The organism is Chitinophaga filiformis (assembly GCF_900102545.1).
Taxonomy (GTDB): Bacteria; Bacteroidota; Bacteroidia; order Chitinophagales; family Chitinophagaceae; genus Chitinophaga; species Chitinophaga filiformis.
In genome coordinates this window covers 1337820-1355828 of the sequence record NZ_FNBN01000001.1, presented here as the reverse complement: position 1 = coordinate 1355828, position 18009 = coordinate 1337820, and the positions used below count along the sequence as shown (strand labels likewise).

Below are 18009 nucleotides of genomic sequence, written 5' to 3'. Positions count from 1 at the left end.
TGCAGTGAAATTCAAAAATAGCCAATAAAAAATAAGCCGCTATTGGGCGGCTTATCTTTTTAACAAAAGTTTATACTGATATTATAAAGTCCTCTTAACTTCTACTTCTTCAAAGCCTTCCACTATATCGCCCACCTTGAGGTCGCTATAGTTTCTGATACTCAGACCACACTCCATGTTGGAGGCAACTTCCTTCACGTCATCCTTGTAGCGTTTCAGAGAGGCGAGTTCGCCGGTGTAGATTACGATACCTTCGCGCACCAGGTTTACACGGGTGTTGCGGGTAATCTTTCCGTCCAGTACAAAACAACCTGCTACGGTTACCTTGTCGAAACGGTAAGTTTCGCGGATCTCTACGTTGGCTACCACTTTCTTCTCGATCTTCGGCTCCAGCATACCTTCCATCGCGCTCTTCAGCTCGTCGATAGCGTCGTAGATGATGGAGTAAGTACGGATCTCGATGTTCTCTTTCTCTGCCAGTTTGGATGCCTGAGAAGAAGGACGTACCTGGAAACCTACGATGATCGCGTCGGATGCAGTTGCCAGCAATACGTCGGATTCTGTGATCTGACCTACTGCTTTGTGTACCACGCTTACTACGATCTCTTCGGTAGACAGTTTCTGCAGGGAGTCGCTCAGCGCTTCTACAGAACCGTCAAAGTCACCCTTGATGATGAGGTTGAGCTGTTTGAAGTTACCCAGTGCAAGACGACGTCCGATCTCATCCAGTGTGATGTGTTTCTTGGTACGGATACCCTGTTCACGGATGATCTGGGCACGGCGGTTAGCCACTTCTTTTGCTTCGGATTCATCTTCGAACATGCGGAACTTCTCACCCGCCTGCGGCGCGCCGTTCAGACCCAGCACCTGTACCGGTGAAGATGGTCCTACGGAATCAACACGCTGGCCGCGCTCGTTAAACATCGCCTTGATCTTACCGAAGTGAGAACCGGAGGCGATAGTATCGCCCTGATGCAGGGTACCGCTCTGTACGAGTACGGTAGCTACATAACCACGGCCTTTATCGAGGGATGCTTCGATCACACTACCGGAAGCTTCTCTGTTAGGATTAGCTTTCAGTTCGAGTAATTCTGCTTCCAGGAGTATTTTTTCCAGCAGGACGTCTATGTTCAGACCGCTCTTGGCAGAAATTTCCTGGCTCTGGTATTTACCACCCCAGTCTTCCACCAACAGGTTCATACCTGCCAGCTGTTCTTTGATCTTTTCAGGATTAGCGCCGTCTTTATCCACTTTGTTGATAGCGAATACCATTGGCAGGCCTGCAGCCTGTGAGTGGGAGATCGCTTCACGTGTCTGTGGCATGATGGCGTCATCTGCTGCGATTACGATGATGGCGATATCCGCTACTTTGGCACCACGGGCACGCATCGCGGTAAAGGCTTCGTGACCCGGAGTATCCAGGAAGGTGAGCTTTTTACCGGACGCAGTAACTACCTGGTAGGCACCGATGTGCTGGGTGATACCCCCGGCTTCACCTGATACTACGTTTGCATTACGGATATAGTCGAGCAGGGAGGTCTTACCATGGTCTACGTGACCCATGATGGTCACAATAGGTGCTCTTGGGATCAGATCTTCCTCATTATCAGTGATTTCTTCTTCTTCTATTTCATCCGCATCATCTACTCCGATAAATTCTACTTCATATCCGAACTCTCCTGCTACCAGTTCTATCACCTCTGCGTCCAGACGCTGGTTGATAGACACCATGATACCGAGTCCCATACATTTTGAGATCACTTCAGCAAAGCTTACATCCATCAGGTTAGCGAGTTCACTTACAGATACGAACTCTGTTACCTGGAGTTTGTTGCTTTCAGCGCCCTGGTTAGCCATTTGCTCTGCGAGCTCGTGGCGTTTCTCACGACGTTGTTTAGCTTTGGTGTTCTTACCACGGTTACCACCGCCAGTCATTTTGGCCATGGTTTCCTTGATCTTATTCTGGATTTCGTTCTTATCGATTTCTTTCTCTTCAGGCTTCCTGTCGCGGTCACGATCACGGTTGAAGTTACCCTGGCCACCGGGACGGTTACCAAAGTTGCCACCGGGTCTGTTACCGCCACCATGTTGTCCACCGCCTGGTCTGTTACCACCTGGTCCGCCTCCTGGACGGTTACCACCGCCATGCTGCTGTCCACCACCTGGACGGTTACCACCTGGTCCGCCTGGGCGGCCATCGCGGTTAGGTGCGGCGTGTGGTCTGCTAGGACCACCGGCTGGTCTGTTGGAATTATCGCGGTTGTCGCGGTTATCGCGGTTACCACCCTGACGGTTGTCTCTGTTGAAATCACCACGGTTACCTGGGCCGCGGTTTTCGGTGTTACCACCTTTTGAAAGATCGCCTGGCTGGATAGGTTCAGGTTTCTTTTCAACGATAATGCGTTTCCGCTTGCGGTTGTTGTCGGCATTGTTGTTATTGCCGCCGCCACCGCGGTTGAAATTACTGTTACCCTTGTTGTCGCGTCTTTCTGAATGTACAGGCAACTCAATTTTTCCGATCACTTTAGGACCGGTGAGTTTTTCGGCCTGTATATTTTCAATAACGGCTGTTCCACCGTTATCCTCCTGGTCTGATGCAATGTCTGCTGCAACTTCGTCCATATGCTGTGCGGCCGGTTTCTGTGCGGGTTGTTGTTCTTTCGCTTCTGCCGGTTCTTTAGTTTTTTCCTGAGCAGCTGCCGATTTTTCGGCTGCCGGCGCTTGTTTCTCTTCCACAGCGGGGACAGCAGGTTTTTCAGCAGCAGGTGTCGTTGTTTTTTCTTCTTGTACTGGTTGTACGTTTTGTACTGGCTGAACGGGTTGCTGCGGTTTGGCTTCAGGTTGGGCAGGTTTGGCTGCTTCTACCGGAGGCTGTTGCTGTGCAACGGGTTGCGGTTGTGCCGGAGTTTGCGGAGCAGGTTCTTTTACCTTGTCTTTCTCGCTGGCAGTAGGTTGTTCCGGTTGTTTTGCAACAACTGGATTCTCCTCCTGTTCCGGCTTTTTGAATTGTGCTGGTGGCGTAGGAGGTCTCTTAGGTTTATTTAATGCATCCAGGTCAATAGTGGCGATCACTTTCGGACCATTGATCCTTGGAGCGTCTGTTTTAGTAACTTCCGGAGTTTCCGGTTGTGTCTGTACAGGAGGAGGCGTTTTCTCAGCAACAGGCTGTTGAGGAGCTACGACAGGCTCTTTAGGAGCTTCTTCTGTTTTGACAACAGGTTTTTCTTCCGCTACCGGTACCGGTTTTGGCTCGGGTTTAGGTTCAGGCTTAGGCTCCGGTTTAGGTTCGGGCTTAGGCTCTGCCTTAGGTTCCGGCCTTGGTTCTGGTTTGGGTTCAGGCTTAGGCGCTTCAACTGCGGCCGCGGGTGTGGGTTCCTCTTTAGGAGCTGCTTCTTTCTTCTTGGCTGCTGCCTCTGCTTCTTCCTTCTCTTTCTTCTTCATTGCATCTAACACACTTCCTTTAGGCAGGGCTATCTGGTCGCTTTTGCGTTTGTTAGCCTTGTCCTGCTGGAACTCGGACTGCAAAGCTGCATACATCTGGGACGTAAGACGGGCATTGGGTGAGCCAAAGCCCCCCATATCATAGCCCTTATTAGCAAGGAAATCGATCAGCGTTTCCTTACCAATATTGAACTCCTTGGCTGCAGCCAGCAATCGTGGCGTGTTGTTTGTTACTTCAGGCATATTGTAATCTCGGGCCTCCCCATTTTTCCCGTTAGCTAACGGGACTCCTTTTTAACAATTAACAATAACTAAAAATACTTTCGGTCAAGCAAGCCCACATCCCGGGGAAGTTGTGGAGTGAACCTACTCTTTATCAAATTCTTCCTGTAGTATTCTTCTTACCTCTTTTACTGTTTCCTCTTCAAGATCTGAACGGCGTACAAGTTCTTCTACAGTCAGGTCGAGTACACTGCGGGCAGTGTCACAACCAATACGTTTGAGTTCATCCAGTACCCATTCTTCGATTTCATCTGAGAATTCTCCCAGGTCGATGTCATATTCAGCCTGTTCCTGCTCTTCGTCACGGAAGACATCAATCTCATAACCCGTCAATTCGCAGGCCAGTTTAATATTGACACCTTTTTTACCGATTGCCAGGGACACCTGGTCTGCCTTGAGGAAAACAGATGCATATTTATTATCATTATCCACTTCCATACGGCTGATCCTTGCGGGCGTCAATGCACGCTGGATCAACAATTGTATATTGGAGGTATAGTTAATGATATCTATGTTTTCGTTACGCAGCTCACGTACAATCCCATGTATGCGACTACCCTTCATACCCACACAGGCTCCGACAGGGTCAATACGGTCGTCATAGGATTCAACAGCCACTTTAGCTCTTTCTCCAGGTTCGCGTACGATTTTCTTGATTACGATTAGGCCGTCAAAGATCTCGGGAACTTCAATTTCCAGCAATTTAGCCAGGAAGGTCGGATGGGTGCGGGAAAGAATGATAAGCGGAGCATTATTCTTCATCTCCACTTTTTTCACTACTGCCCTTACATTTTCCCCTTTCTTGAAATAATCGGTAGGAATTTGTTCAGATTTAGGTAAAATTAACTCATTCCTTTCATCATCAAGCAATAAAACTTCTTTTTTCCATACCTGGTACACTTCACCTGTTACAATTTCTCCTACACGGTCAGCATATTTCTTTACAAGAATGTTCTTTTTCAGGTCACCGATACGGGCAGAGAGGGTTTGCTTCGCCGCCAGGATAGCCCTGCGGCCAAAATCCATGATCTCCACTTCTTCGTAAAGATCTTCCCCTACCTGATAGTCCGGTTCAACTAAAATGGCTTCAGAATAAGCAATCTGGGCATTATCATCTTCCACTTCGCCATCTGCTACAATGGTACGGCGGCGTAAAATTTCCAGGTCACCTTTCTCAGTATTTACAATCACGTCAAAATTCTCATCAGAGCCATACTTTTTACGGAGAAGAGTTTTGAACACATCTTCCAACACTTTCATTAACGTCGGGCGGTCAATGTTTTCCGCCTCCTTAAACTCCGTGAATGACTCAATCAGGTTAATACTAGCCATGTTTCGGTTATATTATTATATTTTAAAACACGATGCACACCTTCGTGTGCTTGATTTCAATTAAATTTATTTCAGTTATTTTTTTCTCTTTCTTCTTCCCTACCAACTCCTCAATAGTTACCTTGTCCTCTGTAACAGACAGCAGGTTGCCTTCTTTTTCGGAATTATCCAATAAAGTAACGGCTACTTTGCGACCAATATTTTTAACGTATTGACGGTGAAGTTTCAGCGGTTCATCCAATCCAGGAGAGGATACTTCCAGGGAAAAATCGTTGTCGGGGAACAAATTGGCACCTTCAAGCCGGGTGTACAGGTTCCGGTTAAATGCGACCAGCTTATCTACCGGTACGCCATTATCCCCGTCTACAAAGAGTTTTACGTTGTTTGTGGGCTTTATCCGCACATCTACTACGAAGTATTCCGGATAGGGAGCAAGCATTTCTGCCGCCATGTCCCGGATGTTTGTTATCACTTGTTCGTTTGCCATAAAAAAACGAGAAGGGGACCGCTCAGTCCCCTTCGTTAGTATCATTTTCCTATGCAAAATTAGGATTTTATTTTGATCCAAGAACATTTTCTTTAACTTGTATGAAATAATTTCACGAGAGAAAACGCCCTGTCCGCACAGATTTCAAAAAATAATAATAACTGTACCCCTGATGCGAAATATGCAAATTAACGCATACATACAACGTATTAATATAGAGCTGATCATATGGCCCGCGGCCTTGTTGCTGTTGTTTTTTATGGATCCCGATCAGGATAGCCGCGCAAGTTTCTGCCTGCTGAAAAGGATAGGAATACCCTGGTGCCCCGGCTGTGGCCTCGGTCATTCCATTCACTTTTTGTTGCATGGAGAATGGAGCGCCTCCCTGAAAAGCCATCCTCTGGGACCGTTCGCTGTATTAATACTGCTGTATCGCACTTTCCAACTCGCCAGACTACAATGGCAATCTTTTGCGGAACTTAAAAACCACTATACATGACAGATTTTGTAAGCTTACCGGGTATTGAACAGGAAGAGCTTTTATGGCTACAGGAACTTACCCGCGACTACTCCATTGAAACCCGTCAGCGTTTCCTGGCTATTTATGAAGGACGGAGAAAAGATCCTCAGCTTATTCTTATCCTCTGCCTCGTAGGGCTGATAGGCCCGGCAGGTATTCACCGCTTCCTGACCAACCAGATAGGTATGGGCATTTTATATATTTTAACAGTAGGACTATGTTGGATCGGTACTATTGTTGATGCGATCAACTACCGTAAACTGACCTGGGAGTACAATAAGAAGGCCGCCCTTCAGAGTGCCGCTTTACTGGGTTTATAATCAGGTTGATCTGCTTTCCCGGCTGTTAAAGAAAACCTAAAGGCCAATTTTTCTCTGCCCTGAAAGCAGATTAACCGCTAAATTTGTTCCATGATACTGAAATACGCATTTTTAGCCTTTGTGTTCTGGTTGCTGTACAAATTAGTATTTGACTTCATCGTGCCGGTATATCAGTCTACAAAACATGTACGCAGACAGATGGGAGATATCCAGGAGCATCTCCGCCGTCAATACCAGCAACAGGAACAAGCTCAGAGACAAGCTGCTCAGGCACAACAGCAGCACACCGCTCCTAAAAAAGCGGATAAGGGAGATTACCTTGATTTTGAAGAAATCAAATAGTCATTATTGTTATCTGAAGATATCTGCTATCGTCTTAGGCGGCAGGAGATGGATTGTTTGTATGCCAACAGCTTGCGCACCTTCAATGTTGGGAAGCGTGTCGTCTATAAATAAGGTCTCCGCCGGATCCAGGCCATTCTCGTCCAGCACAAACTGATATGTTTCCTTCTCCGGCTTACGTAACCCGATCAGGTGAGAATAATACGCTTTATCAAAAAATGATGCCAGCGAAGGAATACCCCTGCTTTCCTGTAATATCTTATTAAAGGCATCCAGGTGGATGGCATTGGTATTACTCAACAGGTATAATCCGTAATGCTGTCTTAATTGCTGTAATATCTGCAGCCTGCGTAAGGGGAAGTCCAGCAGCATTGCATTCCAGGCATCAATGATCTGCTGATGGGTAGTGCCGGGCGCAGTATGCTGCTGCATCTCATTCAGGAATACTTCAGGTTCGATCTTGCCGGTCTCCAGGTCATCAAACAGGGTAGTCAACGTAAACTGATTGTATAAACTGGTGAACTCTTTTACTCCAAGGTCTTCAAACGCCTTGTAAGTCAGCTGATAATTGAGATTGATAATAACTCCGCCCAGATCGAAGATGATGTTTTTAATACCTTTCATTGTATGAACTGCTGAATAAGAAAGTGCAAAGGTATATGCCGGGAATAAAAAAATCAGAAATTTGGATATTTGAATAAAAAATAATTAATTTTGCCCTCCCTGAAAAAGGGAACCCACGAGAAAGTTTCAAAATATTCGTTCTGCAAAGAACAGGTCCTATAGCTCAGTTGGTTAGAGCACCTGACTCATAATCAGGGGGTCCCAGGATCATGCCCTGGTGGGACCACGAAAGAAAAAGGATTTCAGCAATAAGGCTGAAGTCCTTTTTTATTTGTTAAAGATTTGCCCTCTCCTCCCATCCAACCTCCCTGATTTACAATAATCCCCGATCTTACCCCAGGTATAATTTCCTACAGGTCCAACCTTAAGGCATAGATGTCCCGGGGATGCGTCGTGTATACGTCGTGTATGAAGCGTGTCTGGGCCATGCCAGCGTCATCCATTCTAATGAGATTCCCCAAAGGGTATGTATTCGCTCAGGACTCGGTGGAGCTTCCGTAGAGCCTATAGGATATAGCCTCTACGGAATCTCTACCGAAGTCAGACTATAAGAACTAAATACATACCCCCCCTCTTCCTCCTACTTCGGGCAATTTAGATAACTCTTCGGGAAGTGCTGACATTTTTCAAGGCCTCTCCTAACTGTAGTTTTACAGTGTTGTTAAGCAACCGGCCCCCAAAACAGGCTTGAGACGAAAAGACAACACGATCAGTTTAAAAAATCATTTTATAAAACAACAGCAATCATGAAAAAGGTAATTACTGTACTGGTGCTGGCACTGGCATTTGTAAGCGGAGTTTCAGCACAACAGACCGCAGATGTTCGCAGAAAGGAATACAATGTAGACAAATCAGGTTTAGCCCTGCAGGGATATGATCCCGTTGCCTATTTCACAGATCACAAAGCCGTTGAAGGGAATAAGGATATTGCCACAGTATACAACGGCGTAACATACCGTTTCGCAACAGAAGAACACAGGAAGACCTTTAAAACCAATCCTGCGAAATATGAACCATTGTACGGAGGATGGTGTGCATACGCAATGGGCGCTACCGGTGAAAAAGTAGAGATCAATCCCAAAACGTTCAAGATCCTGGACGGTAAACTCCATGTCTTTTATAACAAGTATTTCAATAACACGCTCGAAAAATGGAATAAGGACGAAGCGCATTTAAAGAGCAGTGCAGATAAGAACTGGACCAAATTTGTTAAGTAACACCAACAATGTAAACACATGAGAAATCTAATCATCGCCACCTTCTTATTATTTCTTGCTGCATGTGGCGCCAATGCACAGAAGAAAAAGATTTTTTCGCCGGAAGGCAAAGCCATAAAGGGGTATGATCCCGTTGCGTTTTTCAGAGAAAAAAAGGCTGTAAAAGGTAGCGAAGAACTATCGTATACATGGAAAGACGCGCAATGGCTGTTCTCTTCCAAAGAAAATCTTGACAGCTTCAAAGCCAACCCGGAACACTATGCACCACAGTATGGCGGCTACTGCGCTTATGGTACTGCTCACGGCCATAAAGCGCCTACCGAAACTGATACCTGGACAATTGTAGACAATAAGCTGTATTTCAATTACGATTCAAAGGTCAGGGAAAGCTGGATAAAGGATACAAGGGGTTTCATTGAAAAGGCGGATAAAGAGTGGGTGAACATTAAGGATAAAGAGTAATCACCAACAAAAAAGAAGCACTATGATCAAGGTTGTTATTCTCTGGATATTACGGCTGGTGGCTGCGATTATCATGCTGCAGACACTCTTCTTCAAGTTTACTGCCGCGCCTGAATCCATTTACATATTTTCTAAGCTGGGGATGGAACCCTGGGGGCGCATAGGGATCGGTATCCTGGAGCTGTTAGCCGCTATCCTGATCCTTTACCCGCGCACTACCGGTTTTGGAGCTGTATTAGCAACCGGGTTGATGGCCGGGGCACTCCTCTCCCACCTCACCAAACTCGGTATCGTTGTACAGGACGACGGCGGCCTGCTTTTCATTTATGCTTTACTGGTATTTGTAAGCAGCACTTTGCTGGCATGGGTGTATAGGGCACAGGTACTTCATTTGCTTTTTAAGCCTAAATCTACTGTGTTATGACAACTTCGGTATCACAGGTGACTGCTCCTCTCGCAGGACTGCTCATGCAATTGCAGGACCTGCTGGAGCGCCTTACAGACGAACAGTATGTGCGGCCGATAAAACTGCTCTCCAATGCTACATTGGGGCAACATACAAGGCATATCATAGAATTCTTCCAGGAGCTGAATACAGGCTATATCTCAGGGAAAGTCAACTATGACAAAAGAAAAAGAGATTACAGGATAGAAACCAGCAGATCCTGCTCCATTGATAGTCTCGCAAGCGTCATATCCTTACTGGATAAGAAAGACAGAAAATTGGTCCTGAGTATTGATTACAGCAATGATAGTGAGGAACCGGGAGCTGTAGAAACAAATTACAGCCGTGAATTGGTCTACAACCTGGAACATACTGTTCATCATATGGCCTTACTGAGAATCGGAGTAAGTACGGTGTCAACCATTATGCTACCGGAAGAATTCGGGGTAGCTATTTCCACGCTAAAACACAGGAATGCATGTGTACAGTAACCTTCATACCAACAGCAACAGGCGTCTACCTTACTTCCAACAGGGATGAGCATGTAACAAGAGGACGTGCATCAGATCCTGAGCATTTCTACGGAAATGGATATCAACTGCTTTTTCCAAAAGATCCGGATGCAGGCGGTAGCTGGATTGCGTTGAAAGACAACGGAGATGCTGTGGTGCTGTTGAATGGAGCGTTTATAAAACATTTGCGTCAACCACCATACCGCAGGAGCCGTGGATTAATATTGCTGGATGTGATAGCAGCGCCTGATCCAGAACGGCAATTTCGTGAAACGACCCTTGAAGGAATAGAACCCTTTACACTGGTCGTTTGGAGAAACGGGAAGCTCTGGGAATGCCGCTGGGATGGTTTCCAGAAACATCGCCTGTTACTGGATGCAGAGAAGGCTTATATCTGGTCGTCGGTGACTTTGTATAATGAGCTGGAAGCACAGGAAAGAAAACAGTGGTTCCATGACTGGTTGGATCAAAAACATGATCAGATCAATAGCGAAGAGATACTGCGTTTTCATCAGCATGCAGGAAAAGGTGATGTAAGAAATAACCTGGTTATGAACCGGGAAAATAAGATAAGCACTGTTAGTATTACCTCAATATTTATCGCTGGCGATCATTTAAAGATGCAATATAGAGATCTGCAGATCAGCAGAGACGTTGAAAAGATATTTACCCGGAAAGACCGGGCCAGCAGGAAGAAGGCTATAGTTAAATGGCAGCTGGCTGCCCGGAGAATAATGATCAGGGCTTTTCACTGGGAATACTGGCCGTCTTACCTCATCTACGGACCAGTATATATTTACTGGCTATGGCTTAGCATAAAAGCCCGTTCCTTCTTTTTCTTCAGTGCCGCCAATCCGGGTATCAGGAATGCTGGTTTTGCACAGGAGCGTAAAAGCGAGATCTATGACCTGATACCGCAGCAATATTATCCGCAGACACAATTTTGCAGGGCCGGTACCGCTCCTGAAACAATAATTAATCAATTGAAGAGTAAAGGAATAAGTTTCCCTTTAATAGCCAAACCGGATATGGGAGAACGGGGCGTACAGGTAAAGCTGCTGCATTCCGAGGCGGAGCTGGAAACTTATTGCCGGCTTAGTAAAGTAGATTTCATTGTGCAGGAATATATTGATCATCCGCAGGAAGCCGGTATTTTCTATTACCGCATGCCGGGAGAAAAGCGGGGACATATTTCCGGTATTGTCGGGAAAGAATTCCTGTCTGTTACCGGTGATGGAACATCGACTATAGAGACCTTGCTTGAACAACAGGACAGGGCATTATTGCAGCTGCCTTCCCTCCGGATAACCCTGGGTGCTGCACTGGATATTGTATTGCCGGCAGGACAACGTCAGGTGGTAGTACCTTATGGTAACCATAGCCGGGGCGCGCTGTTTGTTGACCTGAGCGACAAGATCAATGGAACACTGACAAACGCGATAGATATGGTCTGTAAACAGATTCCCGGGTTTTATTATGGTCGCCTGGATATTAAGTTCAGAAGTTGGGAAGATCTGAATAAAGGCCGGCATTTCTCCATTATAGAATTGAATGGAGCGGGTAGCGAGCCAACACATGTCTATGACCCGGGGCATTCACTGTTCTTTGCCTGGAAAGAGATATGCCGGCATTGGACGATATTGTACAGGATCAGCAGACTGAATGCGGAAAGAAGAGGGCTCTCCTTAATGAATATTACAGAAGGGATAAAGATGTTACAGCATCATACAAGACACTTAAAGCAGGTCAGACAGTTATGAAACAGCATATCAGATTAATAGGATGGGCCATGGGAATCAGTTTTACGGGTTCGTTGCCATTGGGCACGCTGAATCTGACGGTAGCCAATTTCAGCTTTGCCGATAACCTGACAGGGGTCGCCATGTTTGCGGTGGCGGCCATTTTTATAGAGATGCTGCTGGTGCGCCTTGTCCTGCTGGCAGTGAAACAACTAGAGAGGCTGAAACAGGTATTATGGTTCTTTAACCTTATCACAGGAGCGGTACTATTGCTACTGGCCTTTAACAGCCTTTCTGCCGCCTGGCAGAAGCTGATGTTCCAGGTGGAAACGCCTTTTACATCCTTGCATCCGCTTTTATCAGGAGTGTTGCTAAGCATTATCAATCCCCTGCATATACCATTCTGGATAGGTTGGACAGCAGTGCTGAAAGCAAAGCATGTACTGAACGATAATCCGGCCGCGCATAACTTTTATGTGCTGGCTATAGGGATGGGAACAGCGCTGGCTTTTACAATATATGCCCTGGCAGGACGGTTTCTGATAGATCACCTGTTGGAGCAACAGGTACTCCTGAACTGGATAGTGGGCATCGCGCTGCTGAGTACTGCATTAGTGCAACTGTATAAAGCATTTGTTGCGTTACCTGTGGCAATAGTAGGACGGGCTACAAGTGGTAATGAATAGCATGGGGGTAACTATTTAACAACTGTCGCCACCTGCAAGAATAGAAGGCTTATTGCCCCGGAAATCGGAAGGAGCATAGGACGTGATTTTTTTGAAGAACGCGCTGAAGTGCGCGGCATCTGCAAACCCCAGCTCATAGGCTATTTCCTTGGCTGATTTATCGGTATATAGTAAAAGGCGTTTGGCTTCAAGTATTACCCTGTCCTGAATAATGATGAGAGGCGACTTGTCGTTGTACAATGCAAAAAGGTTGGCAAGCGTCTTGGGGGAACGGTTAAGTTGATCTGCATAGAACTTTACGCGGTGTTCAACCTTATAGTTTTTCTCTACCAGCAGATTATACTGGCGCACAATGTCCAGCTTTGCTGCCGGTAGTTCTTCTTCATCCAGATATTGTTCTTTCGCCAGACGGGTGATGATAATGATCAGCCTTTTCAAAAGCATTTGCAACATATCCTGCTGAATATTGTCCACCGTTTCGAACTCGTCCAGGAATACCTTCAGCAGCAGATCAATTTTATACTGTTTGGCTTCATCCAGTTCAATGAACATCATGTCGCGCGAGCCATAGAAGAGAAAGCCAACACAGCTTACTTCCTTATCATGGTCTACAATACAATAAAACGGCCGGTTAAACTGCCATGCAACGATGCATGTTGGGTTAGCGAACTGAAAGGTCTGATTGACCATCAGGCACAGGACGGTATTGGATGGGAAGTTATACTTTACACCGTCAACTAACACTTCCTGGGAGGCGCCCCTGTTCCAGGCAATGGTCAGCAATTTATCTTTCCGGTCTTTTCCGTAGAAGTACCGGTCGAATTCTTCTTCGTCCAATGTCAGCCTGCATTCCCCGGAAGTCTTATTATTTTTATACGACAGCTTCATTGTAGTTATGAACACAGTTTTAATGGCAAATGTTGCCCGGTATATCTGTATATACGCTGCTGTAAAATAAGAAAGTACCCCGGTATCTAAACGAGGTACTTCTTTATTTCACAGTTCTCTGTGTGCTGATTATTGGGCTTATTTGCCGTATTCCTGCTCCAGGAATGCTTCTACGCTTCCTCCTTTTTTGCCGATCAGTTTTTCCAGGTCGGAGCTGGTGCCTGCGAACTCTCCTTCTTTGGTGGCTACGCTAAATCCTGTAAATAACCCGATGTATTCTGCAGGTACACCTGCTTTTGTTAATTCAGCCGCAAATACTTCCGGCGCTGGCGATACATAGGACACGTTTTTACCGGTAACAGCGGAGAGCTTTGCAGCTATTTCCGCGTAAGATACCGCTGCAGGTCCTGTCAGTTCATAACTGCGGTTTTCATGACCCTCGCCTGTCAGTGCTTCCACACCGGCGTCTGCCAGATCGCTGCGCAGTATAAAGGCTGTTTTACCCTCACCTGCCGGCTGGAAGATCATACCGGTTTCCAGTACCCTGTCTCCTATGAACATCGGTATCATCTCGGTGTATATGCCATGTTTAAGAATGGTATATTTCAGCCCGGATGACTTCAGCAGGTTTTCTGTCAGCAGGTGGCTGGAAGCAACAAAATAAATAGGAGATGTGCTGGTTTCGTTTTTCCGCTGGAAACTGGTGTACACCACATGGCCTACTTTCGCTTCTACAGCTGCATTCACCACATTTTCATGCTGTTGACTGCGTTTGGCAACATCGCTGCCCGATATAAAATACAGCTTGTCCACGTCTTTGAAGGCGTTTACGAGCGAAGTTTTATCATCATAGCTACCTATTGCCACTTCCACACCCAATTGCCTGAAAGGGGCTGCTTTGGCTTCATCACGTACTAATACCTTTACATTGGAAGCCGGTACCTTGGCAAGCAATTTGTCTAATACGATACGACCAAGATGTCCCGTTACTCCTGTTACTAATATTTTTCCCATTTTCGTTAATTTTACTGTATTGGTTACTTAATTGCCTTTACTTACTTTTAGTAAGTCAAAAGTAAGACGCCGGGAAATGCCTGACAAGAAGGCACCATTCGGTTCGATTGTTACGGCGAAGTAACTATTGTTGATTATCAATGTATTAAAATGATGGAAACTTTAAAAAAATATCGTGCTGCCGGTGGAGGCAACTGTGCGGTAAGGAATGTATTAGACCGTTTAGGTGACAAATGGTCAATGCTGATCATCATCATCCTGGGGCATGAAGGCACGATGCGGTTCAATCAACTGCATCATGGGATCGGGGATATTTCACAGAAAATGTTGACTGTTACGCTTAAGATCCTGGAGGCAGATGGACTGGTAGTCCGTAAGGTATATGCGGAGATCCCTCCCAAAGTAGAATACAGCCTTACAGAAAGAGGGCGTTCCCTCCTGCCTCATCTGGAGGGATTGGCTCAATGGGCCGAGGCAAATATGCAGGGCATCTACGCATCGCGCGAAAAATATACTGCGGGAGTCTAACCGGTGATCTAACCCTGAATTAGTGGTATCTTTGCAGATAGTTTTAACTGATTTTTAATGCAGCATAACAGCAGGTTTATTGCCATTGAAGGACTGGACGGGGCAGGTAAGTCTACCCAGATCGCTTTACTAACGGAATATTTTAATAAGCAGGGTATAGAAACAAGGTTTGTACACTTCCCTATTGTACAGGAAGGCGTATTCGGAGAACTGATCGCTAAATTCCTGCGGGGTGAGTTCGGAGATGTGAAAAATGTACACCCACAATTGGTGGCGCTGTTATTTGCCGAAGACAGAAAGGCATTTGCACACAATATCAACGAATGGCTGGCCAGTGGATATGTGGTACTGGTAGACCGCTATGTGCTGTCGAATATTGCTTTCCAGTGTGCGAAGCTGCATACAGAAAAAGAGAAACAAGAGCTGCGCGAATGGATCAACATGTTTGAATATGAATACAACCGTATTCCCCAGCCCGATCTTTCTGTTTACCTGGATGTGCCCTTTTCTTTCACAGAGAAAGCATTGACAGAAAGGCGCTCAGGTGAGGAAAGGAAGTACCTGAATGGAAAAGACGATATTCATGAGAAAGATTTTTCCCTTCAGCTGGCGGTGAAACAGGAGTATGAAATATTAGCGGATACTGACCCTACTGTCACAAAGATCATTTGTTATGATGGTAGCGGGAAGATGAAGTCTATCGAAGAGATCCACGCAGCCATTATACATAACATAACAAAATAATTAAGATCATGTCTATAACATCCAATGCAGACCTTTCTGGTATGCAGGCAGTGAGTGAGGCCGTTGGCATTGCATTACGGAAGATGAGGGAATATGCCAGTCCGGGTATGTCGGCAAAGGAACTGGATGAATATGGCGGCAGGCTATTGAATGAAATGGGCGCGAAGTCTGCACCGAAGCTGACCTATGGATTTCCCGGCTGGACTTGTATCAGCGTAAATAATGAGGTAGCGCATGGTATCCCTACAGGGAATAAAATACTGCAGGAAGGAGATCTGGTGAACATAGATGTTTCTGCAGAACTGAATGGTTACTGGGGTGATAACGGCGGATCATTTGTATTGGGAAATGACATTCACAATCATAATCCGCTGGTAAATGCTTCAAAGCTGATATTGCAGAAGGCGATCAGTGAGATCAGAGGCGGTGTGAAGATCGCAGATGTTGGGCATCTTATTGAGTCAACCGCAAAGAAGATGGGTTACAGGGTGATCAGAAACCTTGTGGGACATGGCGTTGGCAGAAGTCTGCATGAAGAGCCGAAAGAGATTCCCAACTATTATGACCGCATGAACAGGAATCGTTTCCGGAAGAATAGTGTTGTTGCCATTGAGACGTTTATCTCTACAAAAGCGTCTTATGCTTATGATATGGGCGATGGCTGGACGCTGGTAACCAACGACGGTAGTTTTGTAGCGCAGCATGAACATACGATCATTGTAACAGATGGACAGCCGGTGATCCTGACTGCTGCCAACCAGATCTGGGACTAACAAGATTATGAATAAAAAGAAAGGGCCTCGTTTCAAAACGAGGCCCTTTCTTTTTATTGGAAGGAACTGATCTTATGAACCGTAGCCTGTATTCTGAGGTCTCAGATTTGGGTTGTTACGCATTTCCTGGATTGGTAACGGGAACAGCAGGTGTTTCTCTGCCAGTGTCGCACCGGAATTTTTGTTAACATGTCCTACAAAGTTGTCGAAGCCGTTATTGTCTTCGTTGTAAACTTTTCTCAGACGTACCATATCGAACCAGGTGATACCTTCATAACAGAACTCATGCCAGCGCTCGCGCCATACCGCTTCTTCAAAGGTGCCTTGTGCCAACCCTGATACAGGATCGAGACCTGCTCTGCCGCGTACACGGTTTAATGCATCATAAGCATCTGCATTAGGATTACCATCTGCCCTGTTCTGGGCTTCTGCATAGATCAGGAGCGTTTCTGCAAAGCGGATCTGAGGCATGTTCAGGTTACTTCTACCGGTGCCAGGCGCGCCCGGTTTACCATGGCCAGCCACATCGAAATGTTTATAGATGTATGGTCTGTCTAACCGGAACGTATCGCCTTTACCATCTACGAAATAGTAAGTAAAGAAGAACTGCTGTTGATCTGTACGTTTGTCCTTCGGCTCGAATTTCTTGTATGAATCATAGAAAGAAGAGGTTGGGATAGAACTACCGACACCACTGCCGAAAGCAGAGATATTCTTTGCCAGGGAGTTGTTTGGTAGCATCAGTGACTGCATCGGGTTGCCCTCGATATCTGCCAGGTATTGTACCTCGAACAGGTGTTCTACCTTGTTGTTGGTTGTTACATCATGCAACTGGCTGTAAGCATCGAACAGATTGAGCTCACTTGTATGAGCCTTGGAATAATCAATTACTTCTTTTGCCTTATCAGCTGCAAGCCTGTAATATTCTGCACCTTTGTTCAGCGGATAGCCGGCCATCGTCAGATATACTTTTGCCAGTTCTGTTTTAATAGCCGCCAGTCCTACTCTACCGGAAGCATCCATCCATGGCAGGCCAGCTTCTTCAGCCATTTTCAGATCCGCAACAATCTGGGCGTATACGCTGTCTGTGCTTGTACGTGACGGATAGAAATCTGGTGAAGTAGGTGACTGAGGTTTCGTTACCAATGGTACATCACCCCAAAGTCTTACAATGTAGAAGTAAGACCATGCGCGCATGAAAGCGGCTTCCCCCAGCGTTCTTTTTTTCTGTGCTTCATCCATAGGATTGATGCCAGGAATCTTGTCAAGTGCAAGGTTTGCCTGTGCAATTACTCTATAGGCGCCAGTCCAGAATTGTCTTACATGGAGGTTGTCTCCATCATATACAAGGCCTAGCAGGTTGTTCAGGTCAGAGTTCTGAGCTGTAGCTGTAGCGGCAGTACCTGTAGGAGCATCCAGCATCTGGAAGTTAGCAGAGAAGATACCGGCACCGCTGCCAATGAAACGGGCGCGGGCATAAGCAGCATATACAGCTGCATCAGCATGTTCTGGTAAGGTATAATAGCTGTCTGGCGACAGGTTGGATGGATCGCTTTCATCCAGGAAGTTGGAGCAACCGGTCATAAACAGGCTGCCTCCGATCAATATGCTGAGCGCGGTTTTCTTAATGTAGTTCTTCATGAGCATCTCTTT

At 46.1% G+C, this 18009-nt stretch carries 19 protein-coding genes and 1 tRNA gene; 13 read left to right on the top strand and 7 right to left on the bottom strand.

All coding sequences use genetic code 11. From position 1 onward, the window contains the following. Positions 1-81: 81 nt before the first annotated feature. The 3 genes from infB to BLR32_RS05565 all read right to left on the bottom strand — a co-directional run bounded on the left by infB (position 82) and on the right by BLR32_RS05565 (position 5542). A complete protein-coding gene (infB, locus tag BLR32_RS05575; RefSeq protein WP_089829349.1) occupies positions 82-3684 on the bottom strand; it encodes a translation initiation factor IF-2 in 3603 nt (1200 codons plus the stop codon). Between the two features lie 123 nt (positions 3685-3807). Next, a complete protein-coding gene (gene nusA, locus BLR32_RS05570) occupies positions 3808-5055 on the bottom strand; it encodes a transcription termination factor NusA (protein ID WP_089829347.1) in 1248 nt (415 codons plus the stop codon). A 22-nt stretch (positions 5056-5077) separates the two neighbouring features. Next, the gene (locus BLR32_RS05565; RefSeq protein ID WP_245705363.1) at positions 5078-5542 is read right to left on the bottom strand and encodes a ribosome maturation factor RimP; all 465 of its coding nucleotides are present in this window, start codon (positions 5540-5542) and stop codon (positions 5078-5080) included. Between the two features lie 172 nt (positions 5543-5714). Between BLR32_RS05565 and BLR32_RS05560 the strand changes: the two genes are divergently transcribed. The 3 genes from BLR32_RS05560 (at position 5715) to BLR32_RS05550 (ending at position 6724) form a co-directional block, all read left to right on the top strand. Next, the gene (locus BLR32_RS05560; RefSeq protein ID WP_143011367.1) at positions 5715-6041 is read left to right on the top strand and encodes a DUF2752 domain-containing protein; all 327 of its coding nucleotides are present in this window, start codon (positions 5715-5717) and stop codon (positions 6039-6041) included. Next, on the top strand, positions 6038-6382 hold the full coding sequence (locus BLR32_RS05555; RefSeq protein WP_089829341.1) for an NINE protein: 345 nt from the start codon (positions 6038-6040) through the stop codon (positions 6380-6382). The genes BLR32_RS05560 and BLR32_RS05555 overlap by 4 nt, the downstream gene beginning before the upstream one ends. Positions 6383-6472: 90 nt before the next feature. Beyond that, positions 6473-6724 (top strand): DUF4834 family protein, encoded by a 252-nt coding sequence (locus tag BLR32_RS05550; RefSeq protein WP_089829339.1) that lies wholly within the window; start codon positions 6473-6475, stop codon positions 6722-6724. A gap of 9 nt (positions 6725-6733) precedes the next feature. Here BLR32_RS05550 and BLR32_RS05545 read toward each other — a convergent pair whose 3' ends face one another. Continuing rightward, the gene (locus tag BLR32_RS05545) at positions 6734-7348 is read right to left on the bottom strand and encodes an HAD family hydrolase (protein WP_089829337.1); all 615 of its coding nucleotides are present in this window, start codon (positions 7346-7348) and stop codon (positions 6734-6736) included. Positions 7349-7500: 152 nt separating this feature from the next. Between BLR32_RS05545 and BLR32_RS05540 the strand changes: the two genes are divergently transcribed. The 7 genes from BLR32_RS05540 to BLR32_RS05510 all read left to right on the top strand — a co-directional run bounded on the left by BLR32_RS05540 (position 7501) and on the right by BLR32_RS05510 (position 12409). After that, positions 7501-7574 (top strand) — tRNA-Ile (locus tag BLR32_RS05540). Positions 7575-8094: 520 nt separating this feature from the next. Further along, positions 8095-8565, top strand: a complete 471-nt coding sequence (locus BLR32_RS05535; protein ID WP_089829335.1) for a YHS domain-containing (seleno)protein — start codon at positions 8095-8097, stop codon at positions 8563-8565. A gap of 18 nt (positions 8566-8583) precedes the next feature. Beyond that, entirely contained in the window at positions 8584-9027 is a 444-nt protein-coding gene (locus tag BLR32_RS05530; RefSeq protein ID WP_089829333.1) for a YHS domain-containing (seleno)protein, read from the top strand. 22 nt (positions 9028-9049) lie between these two features. Then, a complete protein-coding gene (locus BLR32_RS05525) occupies positions 9050-9451 on the top strand; it encodes a DoxX family protein (protein WP_089829331.1) in 402 nt (133 codons plus the stop codon). Then, on the top strand, positions 9448-9963 hold the full coding sequence (locus BLR32_RS05520) for a DinB family protein (RefSeq protein WP_089829329.1): 516 nt from the start codon (positions 9448-9450) through the stop codon (positions 9961-9963). The genes BLR32_RS05525 and BLR32_RS05520 overlap by 4 nt, the downstream gene beginning before the upstream one ends. Next, positions 9951-11744 (top strand): NRDE family protein, encoded by a 1794-nt coding sequence (locus BLR32_RS05515; protein WP_089829326.1) that lies wholly within the window; start codon positions 9951-9953, stop codon positions 11742-11744. Before BLR32_RS05520 ends, BLR32_RS05515 begins: the two co-directional genes overlap by 13 nt. Beyond that, complete coding sequence (locus BLR32_RS05510; protein WP_089829325.1) at positions 11741-12409, top strand: LysE family transporter; 669 nt, start codon at positions 11741-11743, stop codon at positions 12407-12409. Before BLR32_RS05515 ends, BLR32_RS05510 begins: the two co-directional genes overlap by 4 nt. A 15-nt stretch (positions 12410-12424) precedes the next feature. Here BLR32_RS05510 and BLR32_RS05505 read toward each other — a convergent pair whose 3' ends face one another. Together BLR32_RS05505 and BLR32_RS05500 are read right to left on the bottom strand one after the other, a co-directional pair. Next, positions 12425-13312 carry an AraC family transcriptional regulator gene (locus BLR32_RS05505; RefSeq protein ID WP_245705362.1) on the bottom strand — a complete coding sequence of 296 codons (888 nt, stop codon included), beginning with the start codon at positions 13310-13312 and terminating at the stop codon, positions 12425-12427. 123 nt (positions 13313-13435) lie between these two features. Beyond that, complete coding sequence (locus BLR32_RS05500; protein WP_089829323.1) at positions 13436-14311, bottom strand: SDR family oxidoreductase; 876 nt, start codon at positions 14309-14311, stop codon at positions 13436-13438. 150 nt (positions 14312-14461) lie between these two features. Between BLR32_RS05500 and BLR32_RS05495 the strand changes: the two genes are divergently transcribed. From BLR32_RS05495 to map, 3 genes are read left to right on the top strand one after another with little or no spacing between them, the layout of a single operon-like run. Further along, complete coding sequence (locus BLR32_RS05495; RefSeq protein WP_245705361.1) at positions 14462-14839, top strand: winged helix-turn-helix transcriptional regulator; 378 nt, start codon at positions 14462-14464, stop codon at positions 14837-14839. 57 nt (positions 14840-14896) lie between these two features. Continuing rightward, positions 14897-15583 carry a dTMP kinase gene (tmk, locus tag BLR32_RS05490; protein WP_089829321.1) on the top strand — a complete coding sequence of 229 codons (687 nt, stop codon included), beginning with the start codon at positions 14897-14899 and terminating at the stop codon, positions 15581-15583. Positions 15584-15591: 8 nt separating this feature from the next. Continuing rightward, complete coding sequence (gene map, locus BLR32_RS05485) at positions 15592-16356, top strand: type I methionyl aminopeptidase (RefSeq protein WP_089829319.1); 765 nt, start codon at positions 15592-15594, stop codon at positions 16354-16356. 72 nt (positions 16357-16428) lie between these two features. On the opposite strand, the gene BLR32_RS05480 is transcribed toward map, so the two are convergent. Next, positions 16429-17997 carry a RagB/SusD family nutrient uptake outer membrane protein gene (locus BLR32_RS05480; protein WP_089829317.1) on the bottom strand — a complete coding sequence of 523 codons (1569 nt, stop codon included), beginning with the start codon at positions 17995-17997 and terminating at the stop codon, positions 16429-16431. Positions 17998-18009 lie beyond the last annotated feature (12 nt).